The organism is Arthrobacter sp. 05N425, assembly GCF_056397125.1.
On the sequence record NZ_JBFTMU010000003.1, the window covers coordinates 264,750 to 281,142 of the forward strand.

Genomic DNA, 16,393 nt, shown 5'->3' on the forward strand with positions numbered 1-16,393 from the left:
CTACAGGAAACAGGGTCGGCCGCGGCTGACCATCCTCCGCCGGGACGTTTCCCCCGGCCAGCTCTTCTCCGCTCCGAAGCGGGCCGCTAAATGGAGTGGCTACTGCTCGGAGCTGGACTGCTCCTCATCCTCGGCACCGGCTTTTTCGTCGCCGTTGAATTCTCCCTGGTTGCTCTCGACCAGGCCACCGTGCAGCGCGCCGTGGACAACGGCGACGCCGCCGCCGCGCCGCTGCTGAAGTGCCTGAAATCCCTGTCCACGCAGCTCTCCAGCTGCCAGCTCGGCATCACCCTGACCACCCTGCTCACCGGCTACGTGATGGAACCCTCGGTGGGCAAGTTGCTGGAGGGCCCGCTGGCCGCGCTCGGGCTGCCCGAAGCGGCCGCCACCTCGGTCTCGCTGGTCCTCGCAATGGCTCTGGCGACCCTGCTGTCGATGCTGATCGGCGAACTGGTCCCGAAGAATATGGCGATCGCACTCTCGTTCCCGGTGGGCAAGGCCCTCGCCCGGCCGCAGCTGGTCTTCACCGCAATCTTCAAGCCCGCCATCGTCGTGCTTAACGGCTTCTCCAACAAGGTACTGAATGTTTTCGGCCTCGAGGCCAAAGAGGAAATCTCTGGCGCCCGCACCCCGGCCGAGCTCGCCTCGCTGGTGCGACGCTCGGCCGCGATGGGAACCCTGGACGAACGGACCGCCAACTTCATCTCCCGCACCCTGAAGTTCTCCGGGCGGACGGCCGCGGACGTGATGACGCCCCGGATCCGGGTGGAGACCATTGACGGCCATCAGCCGGTCTCGGACATTGTGGAGGCAGCCAAACGCACCGGCTACTCCCGCTTTCCCGTGATCGGCGAGTCCTCGGACGACATCCGCGGTGTGGTGCACGTCAAGAAGGCCATCGCCGTTCCGGTGGACCGGCGCGCCAACCTTGAAGCCGGAGCCATCATGACCGAGGTGCTCCGCGTGCCGGAAACTATCCACCTGGACGGACTGCTTGCCGAACTGCGCGAAGGCAATTTGCAGCTCGCCGTGGTGCTGGACGAGTACGGCGGAACCGCCGGGATCGCCACCCTGGAAGACCTCGTGGAAGAAATCGTCGGGGAAGTGGCCGACGAACATGACAAGGTCCGCCCCGGGCTGCTGCAGAGCGCCTCGGGGGACTGGTACTTCCCGGGCCTGTTGCGCCCGGACGAACTCTCCGAACAGATCCCGGGCCTCACCGTGCCGGATGAGGCGGCCTACGAGACGGTCGGCGGCTACGTCATGAGCCAGCTCGGACGCATCGCGGCCGTGGGCGACACTGTCGACGTCGGCGGCGGAAAGCTCAGCGTCACCCGTATGGACGGACGCCGGATCGACCGCATCTGCTTCAAGCCCGCGCCGCCGGAGCACGAGCCGCACAGCGGCAACAACGGGCGCATTGACGCTGCCGGAAAGGCCGGTGCCGCATGAGCGACTGGCTGGGAATACTCTGGCTCGCGATACTGCTGCTGGGCAACGCGTTCTTCGTCGCGGCGGAATTCGCCGTCATGTCCGCCCGCCGCAGCCAAATCGAGCCCCTCGCCGAGTCCGGGTCCAAGCGGGCCCAGACCACGCTGCGGGCCATGGAAAACGTCTCGCTCATGCTGGCCTGCGCCCAGCTCGGGATCACGGTCTGCTCGCTACTGATCCTGCAGGTGGCCGAGCCGGCCATCCACCACCTCATGGCCGTTCCGCTGGAGGCGCTCGGTGTCCCGATGGAGATGGCCGACGTCGTGGCCTTCGCCATCGCGCTGCTGGCGGTCACCTTCCTGCACGTGACTTTCGGCGAGATGGTGCCGAAGAACATCTCCGTCTCGGTGGCGGACAAGGCGGCCCTGCTGCTGGCCCCGCCGCTGATCTTCATTGCCCGGGCGGTCAAGCCGGCGATTGTGGCCCTCAACTGGTCCGCGAACCACATCCTGAAGCTGATGCGGATCGAGCCGAAGGACGAGGTGACCTCCTCCTTCACGCTTGAGGAAGTCCAGTCGATCGTGCAGGAGTCCACCCGGCACGGCCTGGTGGACGACGACGCGGGACTGATCACGGGTGCGCTGGAGTTCTCCGAACATACTGCGTCCCAAGTCATGGTTCCGTTGGACAAACTAGTGATGCTCAAGGCCGCCACGACGCCGGAGGAGTTCGAGAAGGCGGTCAGCCGCACCGGTTTTTCCCGCTTCCCGATGCTCGACGACGAGGGCATGCTCTCCGGCTACCTCCACATCAAGGACGTGCTGTCGATCCCGGAGGCCGGCTACCAGCACCCGATCGCGGAAAGCCGCATCCGCTCCCTGGCCAACCTGGCTATGGAAGACGAGATTGAGAAGGCGATGTCCGTCATGCAGCGCACCGGTTCACACCTTGCCCGTGTGATTGGTCCTGATGGGCACACCCAGGGCGTGCTGTTCCTGGAGGACGTGATCGAGCAGCTGGTGGGGGAGATCCGGGATGCCACGCAGGCAACCGGCTACCGCAGGCTCGGACAGGACTAGCGGAGGCAGGCAACACGGGTCTCACCCTAAATAGGAATGATTCCCATTTAGGGTTAGACTCGTTGTATTGCTAATGCTTCTCAATAACAGATCCGAGGTATTTCCGTGCGCCGTTCTGCCGCCGCTCTTCTCCTTGCCGGCCTCAGCACCCTCCTGCTGACGGCCTGCGGTCCGACCTCGGCCGGCGACCGGCCCGGTGCGGGCGATGGCGTCGTTGAGGTGGTGGCCTCCACCAGCGTGTACGGCGACATCGTCCGCAGCGTTGGCGGCGACAAGGTGCGGGTCACCTCGATCATCAGCCGGACCAGCCAGGATCCGCACTCCTACGAGGCCACCACGCAGGACAAACTGGCCGTCTCCAAGGCCGAACTGGTGGTGGAGAACGGCGGCGGCTACGACGATTTCCTGGACAAGCTGGCCGGGGACACCGGGCTGGACGGGAAGGACCTGCTCAACGCCGTCAAGGTCTCGGGGCTGGACTCCGGGAGCTCGGCCGCGTTCAACGAACACGTCTGGTACAGCCCCGCCGCGATGAGCCGGCTGGCCGACGCGCTGGCGGAGAAGCTGGGCGCCCTCGAGCCTTCCTCGGCCGGAGACTTCCGGAACAACGCCGCGGCCCTGAAGAAGGATCTCGGCGGACTGGAAACCCGGCTGTCGGCGCTCAAGGCCTCGGCGGCCCGCGGCGGCGTCGCCGTCACGGAACCCGTGCCGCTCTACCTGTTGGAAGCCGCGGGTCTGCAGAACCGGACGCCGGCCGAATACAGCGCCGCCATCGAAGCCGGCTCGGATGTTCCACCCGCCGTGCTCCGCTCCGCCATCGACGTCGTGAAGTCCGGCGGGATCCGGCTGCTGGCCTACAACCCGCAGACGGAGGGACCGCAGACCCGCGCGCTCAAGGACGCCGCCGTCGCCGCGGGTGTTCCCGTGGTGGACTTCAGCGAGACCCTGCCCGAGGGCAAAGGGTACATGCAGTGGATGTCCGGCAACGTGGACAACCTGGCCAAGGCCCTTGCCCGGGGCTAGCCCGGCCTAAGATAATCGCAACGGCGTGGGCACCTGGCCTAAGCAGAAATCGAGGAATACCCAGTTGACACCCGTAGTGAGCCTGCGCGGAGCCTCCCTCACGTTCGGCAACCGGACCTTGTGGGAGAACCTGGACCTGGATATCAGCCCCGGGGAATTCTTTGCCGTCCTTGGCCCCAACGGCAGCGGCAAGACGACCTTCCTCAAGGTCCTGCTCGGCCTGCAGGAACTGAGCTCCGGGACCGCCGTGCTGGACGGCCGGCCCATTGCCCGGGGCAGCCGGCGGATCGGCTACGTCCCGCAGCAGGAATCGTTCGACCCGGACACCCCGCTGCGTGCCCGGGACCTGGTGGGGCTCGGCGTCGACGGTCACCGCTGGGGGATCCGCCTCGGCGGGGCCAAGGTGAACCGCAGGATCGACGGGCTGCTTGCCGAGGTGGGTGCGCAGGATTACGCCAAGGTCCCGGTGGGAAAGCTCTCCGGCGGTGAGCAGCAGCGGCTGCGCGTGGCCCAGGCCCTCGCCACGGAGCCCAGGGTGCTGCTGTGCGATGAACCGCTGCTTTCGCTGGACCTGCACCATCAGCAGGCGGTCAGCGCGCTGATCAATAAGCAGTGCCACGAGCAGGACAGTGCGGTGATCTTTGTGACCCACGAGATCAACCCGATCATGGACTACGTGGACCGTGTGCTCTACCTGGCCGGCGGCCGTTTCCGGGTGGGCACGCCCGAGGAAGTCATGACCACGGAGGTGCTGTCGGATCTGTACGGCAGCCATGTGGAAGTGATCCGCGCCAACGGCCGGCTGATCGTGGTGGGCCTGCCGGACGCGACGACGCACCACCACGAGGACGCCCACTCGATCGCAGGGGAGGTGGGCTAGATGGATCTGGACAGCGTGCTCCATGCGATCTTCAACTTCGAGAACTACGGCGAACTACTGGTGCTGGTGCAGAACTCCATCTGGGCCGGCGCGGTGCTGGGCCTGCTCGGCGGCCTGGTGGGCACCTTTGTGATGAAGCGTGACCTCGCCTTCGCGGTGCACGGCATCTCCGAGCTCTCCTTCGCCGGCGCGGCCTTCGCCCTGCTGGTCGGCGCCGACGTGGTGTTCGGCTCGCTCGCCGGATCGGTGGTGGCGGCGCTGCTGCTGGGCCTGATGGGGGTCCGGGCCAGGGACAAGAACTCCACCATCGGGGTGCTCATGCCGTTCGGCCTGGGCCTGGGCATTCTTTTCCTCTCGCTCTACGAGGGCCGGGCCGCGAACAAGTTCGGCCTGCTCACCGGCCAGATCGTGTCCGTAGGCACCGTGCAGCTGCAGGTCCTGGCGGTTGCCGCCGTCGTCGTTATGCTGGCGCTGATCGCCATCTGGCGGCCGCTGACCTTCGCGAGCGTGGACCCCCGGGTGGCCGCCGCACGGGGTGTCCCGGTGCGCGGGCTGGCGCTGGGCTTCATGCTGCTGCTGGGCGTGAGCGTGGCCCTGTCCATCCAGATCGTCGGCGCGCTGCTGGTACTGGCGCTGCTGATCACTCCGGCCGCCGCCGCACTGCGGGTGACCTCGTCGCCGCGGCTCGTGGTGCTCCTCAGCGTGGTCTTCGCGGTGACGGCAACGGTGGGCGGGATACTGCTGGCGCTCGGCGGGCGGCTCCCGATCAGCCCCTACGTCACCACGCTGTCCTTCCTGATCTACGTGGTGTGCCGGGTGATCGGCGGCATCCGGGACCGGCGCGGTGACAGCGGCCGGATGGTGCCGGAGACAACATGAGTAATGGGATTGCCGTCCGGGAGGCTGACCCTCGGCTGGGAACCCGGGTGACAGGGCCAACCGGCTTTTTCTAGCGGCCGGCCTGCAGGGCCGTGCAGTCGGGGCACAGCCCGAAGATCTCCACAGTGTGCTCGACGGCGGTGAAGCCGTGCTCGCTCGCGATCCGCGCCGCCCAGGCCTCGACGGCGGGTGCTTCCACTTCGACGGCCTTGCCGCAATTGCGGCACAGCAGGTGGTGGTGGTGTCCGGTGACCGCGCAGCGCCGGTAGACAGCCTCGCCGTCGGCGTTCCGCAGCACGTCTACCAGGCCGTCGTCGGCGAGGGACTGCAGGATCCGATAAGAGGTGGCGAGCGACACCGAGGTGCCCCGCTCCTGCAGGATGCGGTGCAGCTCCTGCGTGCTGACGAAGTCGGCCAGCTCGTCCAGCGCGGCGCTGACGGCCAGCCGCTGCTTAGTGACGCGTTGCTCTTTGCCCGGTTCCTTGCCCGCCGGCTGTTCCTTGCTGCCGGCGGCGGCTGCGGCCTCGGCCGGTGCCTGGCTGCCGCTGGTTGTGGCGCCCTGGGACATGGGGGAACTCGCTTCGCTGGGGGTCTTGCTGCGGGTAGTGGCAGGCTCCCAGATTACCAGCCGGGCCACGTGGACACCGCTTCGCAAGGCACCATAGGCTGGCCGGATGAAGCTGACGAAATTCACCCACGCCTGCGTCCGTCTCGAAAAGGAAGGCCGCGTGCTGGTGCTGGATCCGGGGACTTTTTCCGAGGCTGAGCAGGCCCTCGCCGGCGCGGACGCGGTCCTGATCACCCATGAGCACGCGGACCACGTCGACGTCGACGCAGTCACCGACGCCCTGCTGGAGGACACGGAGCTGCAGCTCTTCGCTCCCGACGGCGTTGCGTCCCAATTGCGCGGCAAAGCGCCCGCGGCTGCGGAACGAATCAACACTGTTGCAGCGGGGGAAGACTTCGAGACGGCCGGTTTTGCCATCCGGAGCTTCGGTGGCCAGCATGCCCTCATCCATCCGCAGATCCCGGTGGTCGCCAATGTCGGTTATTTGGTCGACTCCAACGTCTACCACCCGGGCGATTCCTTCGCGATCCCGGACGGCGTCGACGTGCAGACCCTGCTGGTGCCGATCCACGCCCCGTGGAACAAGGTGGGTGAAGTGGTGGACTTCGTGATCGGCGTGCGCGCGCCGCGGGCTTTCCCGATCCACGACGCCCTGCTGAACGACACGGGACGCGGTCTGGTGGAAGGGCACGTCACGAGGATCGGCGCCAGGTACGGCACCGAATACCGGCATCTCTCCAGCGGCGATTCGGTGGAGGTGTAGGTTCCGCTACCGGTTAGGCGGGCCAGGTTCCGCTGGCGAAGAACTCGCGGAGGGTGGCCTCGTGCGGTGCCGGATCCAGGCCCTGTTCCTGCAGCCACTCCGGGCTGTAGTAGTTGCCGGAGTAGCGGTCGCCGGCGTCGCACATCAATGACACCACGCTGCCGCGGCGCCCCTCGGCGATCATCTCGGCGATGAGCTGCCACACGCCCCAGAGGTTCGTGCCGGTGGAGGGGCCTGCGTGCAGCCCGGCGTAATCGCGCAGGTGGCGCATGGCCGCCACCGAGGCGGCATCCGGCACTTGGATCATGTGGTCGATCACGGCCGGCACGAAGCTCGGCTCCAGCCGGGGCCGGCCGATGCCCTCGATCCGGGACGGCAGGCCGGTCGCACCAGCTGTAGCGCCGTCGTCCCGGCTGGCAATCCAGCCGGGGAAGAACGCGGAATTCTCCGGGTCGACGACGGCGAGGCCGGTATCGTGCCGTTGGTAGCGCAGGTAGCGGCCGATCGTCGCGCTGGTCCCGCCGGTGCCGGCGCCCACGACGATCCAGCGGGGGACCGGGTGCTCTTCGAGCGCCAGCTGGCCGAAGATCGACTCGGCGATGTTGTTGTTGCCCCGCCAGTCGGTGGCGCGCTCTGCGTAAGTGAACTGGTCCATGTAGTGGCCGCCGGTGCTGCGGGCCAGGTCCTCGGCCGCCGCGTAGACCTCGGAGGCGTGGTCCACCAAGTGGCACGAGCCGCCGAACTGTTCGATCAGCGCGATCTTCTCGCGGCTGGTGGTCCGGGTCATGACGGCGATGAACGGCAACCCCAGCAGCTGCGCAAAGTAGGCCTCTGAGACGGCCGTGCTGCCGCTGGAGGCTTCCACGATGGTGGTCCCTTGGCGGATCCAGCCGTTGACCAGGCCGAAGAGGAACAGCGAACGGGCGAGCCTGTGCTTGAGGCTTCCTGTGCGGTGGGTGGATTCGTCTTTCAGGTACAGCTGGACGCCCCAGTGCTCCGGCAGGGGTACCGAATAGAGGTGGGTGTCGGCTGATCTGTTGTTCTCGGCATTGATCCGGCGGATGGCTTCGTCGGCCCAAACCCGGTCCTGCTGGCGCACTCTTGTCACCGCACCAGCCTACCCGCGGCGGTGCCGGTCCAGCGTTAGAGTGGGCGGATGGACACCTTGATGACTGTGGCCCAACTCAAGGAACGGATGGACTCCGACGCGCGGACGGTGCTGCTGGACGTCCGCTGGGCGCTTGGCGACCCGCACGGCCGGGAGCATTATCTGCAGGCGCACCTGCCCGGCGCGGTCTTCGTGGACCTCGCCGCCGAGCTTGCCGGCCCGGCCGATCCCAGCCGGGGACGCCATCCCTTGCCGCCGCTGGAGCAGTTCCAGGAGTCCGCGCGCGGCTGGGGCGTCCGGGACGGTGACTTGGTGGTGGCCTATGACGACACCGGCAACCTTGCGGCGGCCAGGCTCTGGTGGATGCTGCGCAACGCAGGCTTCCCGACGGTCTGCCTGCTCGACGGCGGCCTGGCCGCCTGGCGCGCGGAGGGATTCGACGTCGAGAACGGCGAACCCGATGTGGAGGCGGGTGACGTCGTGCTCTCCGACGGGGCCATGCCGGTGATCGGCGCGGCTGAGGCAGCCGCATGGTCCGGCAGCGGCCTCTTGCTGGATGCCCGGGCCGGGGAGCGGTACCGGGGCGAGATAGAACCCGTGGACCCCCGCGCCGGACACATTCCCGGCGCCGTGAGTGCACCCACCACCCGGAACCTGGCGGCGGACGGCAGGTTCCTCCCGGCAGCCACGCTTCGCGAACGTTTCACCGGCTTGGGCGTGCAGGCGGGTCTGCCGACCGCCGTGTACTGCGGCTCCGGGGTGACCGCGGCCCACGAGATCGCGGCGCTGGAGATCGCGGGCTTCCGCGCGGCCCTGTACCCGGGATCGTTCTCGGAGTGGTCGACCAATCCATCAAACGACGTAGTGACCGGCGCTGCTCCTGAGGGCGATGTGTCTCAAGCCAGCCCGGCGCACGGCGGCTGACTCAGCTAGGCGGCTGACTCCGCCGGCTGCGCTGCCGGGCGCGCGCCCACCATGACCTTCGCCCGGCGCCCCAGTTTGGCCCGGTGCCTGAGCTTTCTGTTCTGGAGCGGAGGCTTTGGAGGGTCGTTGGTTTCTCTGTCCTCTCCGGAGCGCGGTTGCGGCCGGCAGGGGACGCCGGTTCCCGGCAGCGGCGGGGCGGTGGAGTGGTAGCTGTGGCCGGTGGGTGTGGTGAGTTGGAGGGTGTGCCGGGGTCCGGGGCGGGGTTGTGCGTTCCAGCCGGGGGTTTCTTTGGTGTGGTTGCAGGCCTCGCAGAGCCCGGCGCCGTTGGCTGCTGTGGTGGCGCCGCCGGTGTGCCAGGGGATGATGTGGTCCAGGTGTCGGATGGGGGCGTCGCAGTAGGGGGTCCGGCAGGTGTCGTCCCGGGCCTGGATTAAGCGGCGCAGCCCGGGCGGGAAGAGCCTCGCGCGGGAGTCCATGGCCACGAGTTCGCCGGTGGTCGGCGCGGTGTAGAGCCTGCGGAGCCAGAGGGCGAAGGCGCGTTCGTCGCTAGAGCCGCCCGCGGCTGCGCCACCGAAGTCTTTGAGTAGACGTCGGGCCCACCCGGCGGGGACGATGCCGTAGCCGGGGAGGCGGGCGGGTTCGCTGTCGGCCTGGAAGAGGGTGCGGTCGGTCATGATGAGCTGGATGTCGATGCCGCTGATCCCGCCGGCTTTCCCGGTGGTGCGTTCGACCAGGGCGTCGGCCATCAGCTGGCCCCGGGAACGGGGATCCCCGGCGGCGCGGGCAGCGTCTGCGTGCCGGGTGAGGGCGGCGTGCACGGCCACGCCTTGGCCGACGGGCAGCAGAGCGGTGAGGTAGCACATGGTGTCGGGGGCCGGGCGGAGGCTGACGTGGCGTTCGGTTTCGGCGTGGCCGGCGCTGGGTGATGGAGCGCGGGTCCCGCCGGTACGCGGCGGCCCTGGCCGCGGCGATGATGGCGCGGTCGCCCGCGCCGGTGAAGGTCCCGGCGTCGGGGGCGAGTTCCTCGTCGACGGCGGCCCGGTCGGCGGGGGACAGGACGGCGGTTTCGCGGGCCAGCAGGGTGGCGCGCCATTCGTTGAGCTGGCCGGTTTCCAGGGCGGCGAGGGTGTGCGGCATTTCGGTGACGAGGGCTTTGGCCAGGCCGAGGAGTCTCCCGCCTTTGGCGGGGGATTCGCGGCGGGCGAGGGCGAGCTGCGCGCCGACGCCGGTGCCGAGTTGGTCGGCGGGAACGCCGGCCAGGGATTGTTCGCGGCGCTGGGACAGGTCGAAGGCGACGGCGTCCCGGGCCTGCCGGGCGGCCAGGGCTGACTTCAGGTCCTCCAGCTCGCGTGTTTCGTCGATGAGGGCCGCGGCGCTGGCCGGGGCGGGGATCCCGGCCAGGATCCGCGCAAGGTCCGCGACCGTTACGCTGTCCGTCGGAGCCACGTCGGGCCCTTGCTTGCCGTCCATAAAAACACGCTATCGCGCAGCTATGACAATTAAGGCGGCCGCAGCAAAGCCCAGGGCAGGGCCGCCGGGCCAGAAGGGTCATGAACCAGTCCTCCGCCCCGGCGCCGAAAGGAAGTCAGGCCCGTCGGCGGAACCCGGTGCTGAAAGCCAGAACCAGCCGACTTACCCCCGCAGGCATAGGATCTGCCGATGGACATTCAACCAATCGGCCCGGACGCGGCCATCGGCGAATACGACCGACCCGCGGAGTACCGGGTGCGCATTTGGACCCGGCCGGCGGTCGAAGGCTACTCGTGGATGGTCGACGACTGGGATGTCCGCGATGCTCCAAACGTCCTGTCAGCCATTGACTGGGCCGAAGCGGAGGCAGCCGGGCGCCCTATCGAAGTCTTCGTGAAGTGGTCTGAGCATGCCGTGCCACGCCACGGCGGCCTGGAGACCGTGCCGCGCATGACGCGCGTCTTTGGGACGCCGGGAGACGGCAACACCACCACGAAAACGATCGACTTCCACGCGGAATAGCCGCGCCCCAGCAGGTCCCGCTCCACCCCCAAAGTGGCACCGCATCCACTCCCGGGGGTAGCGTCGGACCATGACTCCAGGACGCCCCGTACCGCCGCCCCTCGCCAAACCGCTTCCCGACCTCAACGATGCCAGCGACGCCGGCACCGACCGTCCCACGCTCGCCGCCGCCTACGGCGCCACGGCCAGCGACAGCGGACTCGTTCCGCTGACCGTGGCCCGGCGCGCCCCCAAGGAGGACGACGTCGAGATCGCCATCGAGTTCTGCGGCCTCTGCCACTCGGACGTGCACGCCACCCGCGGCGAATGGGGAACCCAGACCTACCCCCTGATTCCGGGACACGAAATCGTCGGCCGGGTCACCCGGGTGGGCTCCGCCGTCGACGATTTCACCGTTGGTGAGCGCGTGGGCGTCGGTTGCATGGTCGATTCCTGCCGCGAATGCGACAGCTGCCTCGACGGCCTCGAACAGTACTGTGAAAACGGCATGACCGGAACCTACGGCGCCAAGGATGCCCGCAACGGCAACGCCATCACCCAGGGCGGCTACTCCACCGCGATCGTCGTGGACCGCAACTATGTCCTGCGGGTCCCGAAGGGCATGGATCCGGCCGCCGCGGCGCCCCTGCTCTGCGCCGGCATCACCACCTACTCCCCACTGAACCACTTCGAGGTGGAGGAGGGCGACGTCGTCGGCGTTGTCGGGCTCGGCGGCCTCGGCCACATGGCGGTCAAGATCGCCAAGGCCATGGGCGCGGAGGTGACGGTTTTCACGACGTCGGAGCAGAAGTTCACGGCGGCCCGCGAGCTGGGTGCCGACCACGTCGTCCTGTCCACGGACCTGGAGGCCATGGAGTCAGCGGACCGCAGCATCGACGTCATCATCGACACCGTCGCCGCGCCGCACGACCTCAACCCGTACTTCCGCACCCTTCGCGTGGACGGGGCGCTCTTCCAGCTGGGCCTGCCCTCGGAAGCTATGCCGCCGGTCAACCCCGGTGCGCTGATCCGGCGCCGGATCGCCTATGCCGGCTCGCTGATCGGTGGGATCGCCGAGACCCAGGAGATGCTGGATTTCTGCGCCGAGCACGGCGTGGTGTCCGACGTCGAGGTGGTCCGTGCGGACCAGCTGAACGAGGCCTATGACCGCATGGTGGCCGGCGACGTAAAGTACCGATTTGTTCTGGACACCAGCACCCTGGGGTCCCCGGCGGAAAAGGCTGACGTATGAGCACCCTGTTCACCAAGATCATCAACGGCGAGATCCCGGGCCGCTTCGTCTGGCGCGAGCCCGACGTTGTCGCATTCCTGACCGTGGGCCCGCTGGCCGACGGGCACACGCTCGTGGTTCCCACTGAAGAGGTGGACCGCTGGACGGACGCCTCACCGGAGGTGCTGGGCCGCGTCATGGAAGTTGCCCGCAAGATCGGTGCGGTCCAGGTGGACGTGTTCGACGCCGCCCGGGCGGGCCTGATCGTGGCCGGCTACGAAATCAACCACCTGCACGTGCACGTCTGGCCGTCCAACTCGATGGCGGACTTTGATTTCGGTTCGGTCGACCAGCACCCGGACCCGGCCCGGCTGGACGCCAACGCGGAGACGCTGCGCGAGGGCCTGCGGAAGGCCGGCCACGCGGAGCACGTCCCGGAGGCCTAACTTCCAGGAACTGGCGCCGGCGCAGCACTCCCCAGGGGCTCTACGCCGGCGCCAGCGCTTTGTTCAGCACTGTCCGGATCCGCTTTTCGGACACCGAATAGGCGGTGCCGAGTTCGACGGCGAAAAGGCTCACCCGCAGTTCCTCGATCATCCAGCGGACCTGGGTTAACTCCGTGCCGATCCGCCGGCCGGGCAGCAACGCGGAGACGGCGTCGTCGTAGTCGTCCTCGAGGGCCTGGATGACCGCCATGTGCTGCGCGTCGCGCTGGACGTTCCCGGGAAGCTTTTCGAGGCGCTTCTCGATGGCCGCGAGGTAGCGGGGCAGCTGGCTCAGCTGGGCGTAGCCCGTGCGTGCCACAAAACCGGGGAAGACAAGCTGCTCCAACTGGGCCTTGACGTCGTTGAGGGCGCTGATCAGGGCCAGGCTGGTGGTTCCCTTGAGCTGCTTCTCGATGCGCCGTGTGCTGGCGAGGATCCGCTCGACGACGGCGGTCACCGTGAAGACCGTGTCGATCAGTTCCGCCCGGACCTGCTCATACAACGCCTTGAACGCCGCCTCATCCCACGGCAGCGCGGCCGGGGTGAGCTTGTCGATCGCGGCCAGGGCGCAATCCGCGATCAGGGCCGAAACGGAGCCGTGCGGGTTTTGGCTGAACGTCAGCTTCTCGGTGTTGTTCAGGTGCTCCAGGACATAGCGGTCCGGCGGCGGGACTTTCAGGGCGAGCAGCCGGATGATCCCGCCGCGCATGGCCTGTTCCTGCTCGCCGGAGGTCTGGAAGAGCCGCAGGGCCACGGAGGCGCCCTCGTCGACCAGTGCGGGGTAGCCGGTGACGGTGTGGCCCTTCACGGTGCCCTGGACCTGGCGCTGCACGGTGCCGAAGGTCCAATCCTTCAGGCCTGACAGCTCGGTGAAGCCGGCCGGAGCCGGGGCGAGCGGCGCCTGTGCGGCGGGAGCCCCGGAGGATTTGCCGTTCGCCCCGCCGGCGGTGCCTGCCGTTGTCGCCTTGGGCGCCGTCGTGGCCGGCGTGGCCCCGAGGGACTCGGCGATCGCGCGCCGGGTGGCCGGTGCCAGCTTTTCCTGGAGCACCGCGAGGTCTTTGCCCTCGTCGAGGACCTTGCCGCGGGAGTCGACCACGCGGAAGCTGACCCGCAGGTGCGCCGGGACGGCGTCCCAGTTCCACGACCCCGGCGGGATGACCTGGCCGCGGAGCCGGCGCAGTACGAGTTCGAGTGAGGGCTCCAGCTCATCCGCCGCGGGATCGAAATCGGCCTCTAGCGCCGCCACGGCCTGGCGGGCGACGTCCGGTGCGGGAACGAAGTTCTTCCGCACCTGCTTGGGCAGGGACTTGATCAGGGCCGTAACCAGTTCCACCCGCTGGCCGGGAATCAGCCAGCGGAACGCGGCGTCGTCCAGCTGGTTCAGGAACAATACGGGGACCTCGGCGGTGACGCCGTCGGACGGGTTCGGCGGGGAGCCGGGCGCCACCGGATGGAACTCGTAGCTCAGCGGCAGTTCGAAGCCCTTGTGCAGCCAGGTCTTCGGGTACGCCGAATCGTCGAGCGCGTCGGCGTCCTCGCTGATCAGCAGCGACTGGTCGAAGTCCAGCAGCGTGGGGTCCTGCTGGCGGGCTTCCTTCCACCACTTGTCGAAATGGCGCTCGGAAACCACGCCCTTACCGATCCGCGCGTCGTAGAACTCGAACAGGGTCTCGTCGTCGACCAGGATGTCGCGGCGCCGCATCCGTGCCTCGAGCTCTTCGACTTCCTGGAGCAGGGCACGGTTGCGGTGGAAGAACTTGTGGTGCGTCTGCCAGTCGCCCTCCACCAGGGCGTGGCGGATGAACAGCTCGCGGGAGAGCTCCGGATCCACCCGCCCGTAGTTGACCCGCCGGTTGGGGATGATCGGCACACCATAGAGGGTGACTTTCTCGTGCGCCATCACCGAGCCCATCTTCTTGGACCAGTGCGGTTCGCTGTAGCTGCGCTTCACCAGGTCCGGCGCCACCTGTTCGGCCCAGAGCGGATCGAACTTTGCGGCCACCCGCGCCCAGAGCCTGCTGGTTTCGACCAGCTCGGCGGCCATCACAAACGTGGGGGACTTCTTGAACAGCGCCGAGCCGGGGAAGATCGCAAAGCGGCTGCCGCGGGCGCCCGCGTACTCGCGCTTGCGTTCGTCGAGGATGCCGATGTGGCTCAGCAGCCCGGACAGCAGGCTGATGTGGATGCCCTCGTGGTTGCCCACCGGGTCGGTAAGCCGCTTGTTGTCCAGGCTGATGCCCAGCGGCCGGGCGAGCTGGCGCAGCTGGGCGAAAAGATCCTGCCATTCGCGGACGCGCAAATAGTTGATGAACTCGTTGCGGCACAGCCGGCGGAACGCGGTCGAAGAGAGTTCCTGCTGCTTCTCCTGGAGGTAGTTCCAGAGGTTCAGGAAGCCGGTGAAGTCCGAGTTTTCGTCCCGGAACCGCGCGTGCTTCTCCGCGGCAAGCTGCTGCTTGTCCGTTGGGCGCTCGCGCGGATCCTGGATGGTCAGCGCCGCGGCCAGGATCATGACCTCGCGGACGCAGCCGCGCTTGCCGGACTCGACGATCATCCGCCCCAGCCGTGGGTCCACCGGCAGCTGGGCAAGCTGCTGCCCGACGGCGGTGAGACCGCCGCCGCGGCCGCCGGCGGGCCGGCGACCGGCCCGGGTCCCGGCGTCGTCCGCTGCTTCCGGCTGCCGTGCGGCGCTCAGGGCGCCGAGCTCGCGGAGCAGGGTGACGCCGTCGTTGATGGCTCGGGAGTCCGGCGGCTCCACAAACGGGAAGTTCTCCACATCCTTCGGCCCGCGGGCCACACCCATGGCCGTCATCTGCAGGATGACGGCGGCAAGGTTGGTGCGCAGGATCTCCGGGTCGGTGAACAGCGGCCGGGATTCGAAGTCCTCCTCCGAGTACAGCCGGATGGCGATGCCGTCGGAGACACGGCCGCAGCGGCCGGAGCGCTGGTTGGCAGAGGCCTGCGAGACCCGCTCGATCGGCAGGCGCTGGACCTTGGTGCGGTGCGAGTAGCGCGAGATGCGTGCGGTGCCGGTGTCGATGACGTACTTGATGCCGGGCACTGTGAGCGAGGTTTCGGCAACGTTGGTGGCCAGCACGATCCGGCGCTTGCTGCCGGGGTGGAACACCTTGTGCTGCTCCTGCAGGCTCAACCGGGCGAAGAGGGGAAGGACCTCGGTGCCGGCCAGCCGCCGGTTCGCCTGGATGCGCGCGTTGAGCGCCTCGGCGGCGTCGCGGATTTCGCGTTCCCCGGAGAAGAAGATCAGGATGTCGCCCGGGGCCTCGAGGGCGAGTTCGTCGACGGCGTCGCACACCGCGTCCAGCGGGTCGCGGTCCTCTTCGAGCTCGTCGTCGGAGGAATTGTCCGCATCATCGCCAGCTGCGCCGGGGCCGCCGGCGGGCTGGGAGAGCGGCCGGTAGCGGATTTCCACCGGGAAGGTGCGGCCGGACACCTCGATGATGGGGGAGGGCTCCTCCTCGCTGCCGAAGTGCTTGGCGAAGCGCTCCGGATCGATGGTGGCCGAGGTGATGATGATCTTCAGGTCCGGGCGCTGGGGGAGGATCCGCTTGAGGTAGCCGAGGATGAAGTCGATGTTGAGGCTGCGTTCATGCGCCTCGTCGATGATGATCGCGTTGTACTTGCGCAGCAGTTTGTCGCGCTGGATCTCGGCCAGCAGGATGCCGTCGGTCATCAGCTTCACCTTGGTGGAGCGGCTGACCTCGCCGGTGAAACGGACCTGGAAGCCGACTTCCTGGCCGATCTCGACGCCGAGTTCCTCGGCGATGCGCTCCGCGACCGTGCGGGCGGCGAGCCGGCGCGGCTGGGTGTGGCCGATCAGGCCGTTTTCGCCCAGGCCAAGCTCGAGGCACATCTTGGGGATCTGGGTGGTCTTACCGGAACCGGTCTCGCCGGCGATGATGGTCACCTGGTTTGCGGCGATGGCGGCCATCAGGTCCTCGCGGCGCTCGGAGACCGGCAGCTCGGCGGGGTAGGAAATATGCAGTGTCATGGCTGAAAACAGTCTACTGGCCCAGCAGCCGGACATAGGTTTGCC

At 68.2% G+C, this 16,393-nt stretch carries 13 protein-coding genes and 1 pseudogene; 10 read left to right on the forward strand and 4 right to left on the reverse strand.

The genetic code is table 11. The features are described 5' to 3' along the window. Positions 1 to 90: 90 nt before the first annotated feature. The 5 genes from AC1DGE_RS06830 to AC1DGE_RS06850 all read left to right on the forward strand — a co-directional run bounded on the left by AC1DGE_RS06830 (position 91) and on the right by AC1DGE_RS06850 (position 5,292). Complete coding sequence (locus tag AC1DGE_RS06830) at positions 91 to 1,452, forward strand: hemolysin family protein (RefSeq protein WP_441417318.1); 1,362 nt, start codon at positions 91 to 93, stop codon at positions 1,450 to 1,452. Then, a complete protein-coding gene (locus AC1DGE_RS06835; protein WP_441417319.1) occupies positions 1,449 to 2,510 on the forward strand; it encodes a hemolysin family protein in 1,062 nt (353 codons plus the stop codon). The genes AC1DGE_RS06830 and AC1DGE_RS06835 overlap by 4 nt, the downstream gene beginning before the upstream one ends. Before the next feature lie 105 nt (positions 2,511 to 2,615). Next, positions 2,616 to 3,533, forward strand: a complete 918-nt coding sequence (locus AC1DGE_RS06840) for a metal ABC transporter solute-binding protein, Zn/Mn family (RefSeq protein WP_476917156.1) — start codon at positions 2,616 to 2,618, stop codon at positions 3,531 to 3,533. Between the two features lie 64 nt (positions 3,534 to 3,597). Next, positions 3,598 to 4,413, forward strand: a complete 816-nt coding sequence (locus tag AC1DGE_RS06845) for a metal ABC transporter ATP-binding protein (protein ID WP_441417321.1) — start codon at positions 3,598 to 3,600, stop codon at positions 4,411 to 4,413. Then, on the forward strand, positions 4,414 to 5,292 hold the full coding sequence (locus AC1DGE_RS06850) for a metal ABC transporter permease (protein ID WP_441417322.1): 879 nt from the start codon (positions 4,414 to 4,416) through the stop codon (positions 5,290 to 5,292). Positions 5,293 to 5,362: 70 nt separating this feature from the next. On the opposite strand, the gene AC1DGE_RS06855 is transcribed toward AC1DGE_RS06850, so the two are convergent. Next, positions 5,363 to 5,860 carry a Fur family transcriptional regulator gene (locus AC1DGE_RS06855; protein WP_441417858.1) on the reverse strand — a complete coding sequence of 166 codons (498 nt, stop codon included), beginning with the start codon at positions 5,858 to 5,860 and terminating at the stop codon, positions 5,363 to 5,365. Positions 5,861 to 5,966: 106 nt separating this feature from the next. Between AC1DGE_RS06855 and AC1DGE_RS06860 the strand changes: the two genes are divergently transcribed. Continuing rightward, complete coding sequence (locus tag AC1DGE_RS06860) at positions 5,967 to 6,623, forward strand: MBL fold metallo-hydrolase (RefSeq protein WP_476892276.1); 657 nt, start codon at positions 5,967 to 5,969, stop codon at positions 6,621 to 6,623. 13 nt (positions 6,624 to 6,636) lie between these two features. Here the strand turns inward: AC1DGE_RS06860 and cds1 are convergent, their stop codons facing one another. Then, a complete protein-coding gene (cds1, locus tag AC1DGE_RS06865) occupies positions 6,637 to 7,731 on the reverse strand; it encodes an L-cysteine desulfhydrase Cds1 (protein WP_476892277.1) in 1,095 nt (364 codons plus the stop codon). Between the two features lie 48 nt (positions 7,732 to 7,779). Here cds1 and AC1DGE_RS06870 point away from each other — a divergent pair, with 48 nt between their 5' ends. Continuing rightward, positions 7,780 to 8,655 (forward strand): sulfurtransferase, encoded by an 876-nt coding sequence (locus AC1DGE_RS06870; RefSeq protein WP_476892278.1) that lies wholly within the window; start codon positions 7,780 to 7,782, stop codon positions 8,653 to 8,655. Positions 8,656 to 8,660: 5 nt separating this feature from the next. Here AC1DGE_RS06870 and AC1DGE_RS06875 read toward each other — a convergent pair. Then, positions 8,661 to 10,125: pseudogene (locus tag AC1DGE_RS06875) on the reverse strand (HNH endonuclease). A 189-nt stretch (positions 10,126 to 10,314) separates the two neighbouring features. On the opposite strand from AC1DGE_RS06875, the gene AC1DGE_RS06880 reads away from it, so the two are divergent. From AC1DGE_RS06880 to AC1DGE_RS06890, 3 genes are all read left to right on the forward strand, one after another. Continuing rightward, positions 10,315 to 10,647 carry a hypothetical protein gene (locus AC1DGE_RS06880; RefSeq protein ID WP_476893296.1) on the forward strand — a complete coding sequence of 111 codons (333 nt, stop codon included), beginning with the start codon at positions 10,315 to 10,317 and terminating at the stop codon, positions 10,645 to 10,647. A gap of 70 nt (positions 10,648 to 10,717) precedes the next feature. Further along, the gene (locus AC1DGE_RS06885) at positions 10,718 to 11,878 is read left to right on the forward strand and encodes an NAD(P)-dependent alcohol dehydrogenase (protein ID WP_476917157.1); all 1,161 of its coding nucleotides are present in this window, start codon (positions 10,718 to 10,720) and stop codon (positions 11,876 to 11,878) included. Further along, a complete protein-coding gene (locus AC1DGE_RS06890; protein ID WP_441417334.1) occupies positions 11,875 to 12,303 on the forward strand; it encodes an HIT family protein in 429 nt (142 codons plus the stop codon). The genes AC1DGE_RS06885 and AC1DGE_RS06890 overlap by 4 nt, the downstream gene beginning before the upstream one ends. Before the next feature lie 40 nt (positions 12,304 to 12,343). Here the strand turns inward: AC1DGE_RS06890 and hrpA are convergent, their stop codons facing one another. After that, a complete protein-coding gene (gene hrpA / locus AC1DGE_RS06895) occupies positions 12,344 to 16,348 on the reverse strand; it encodes an ATP-dependent RNA helicase HrpA (RefSeq protein WP_476917158.1) in 4,005 nt (1,334 codons plus the stop codon). Positions 16,349 to 16,393: the final 45 nt, after the last annotated feature.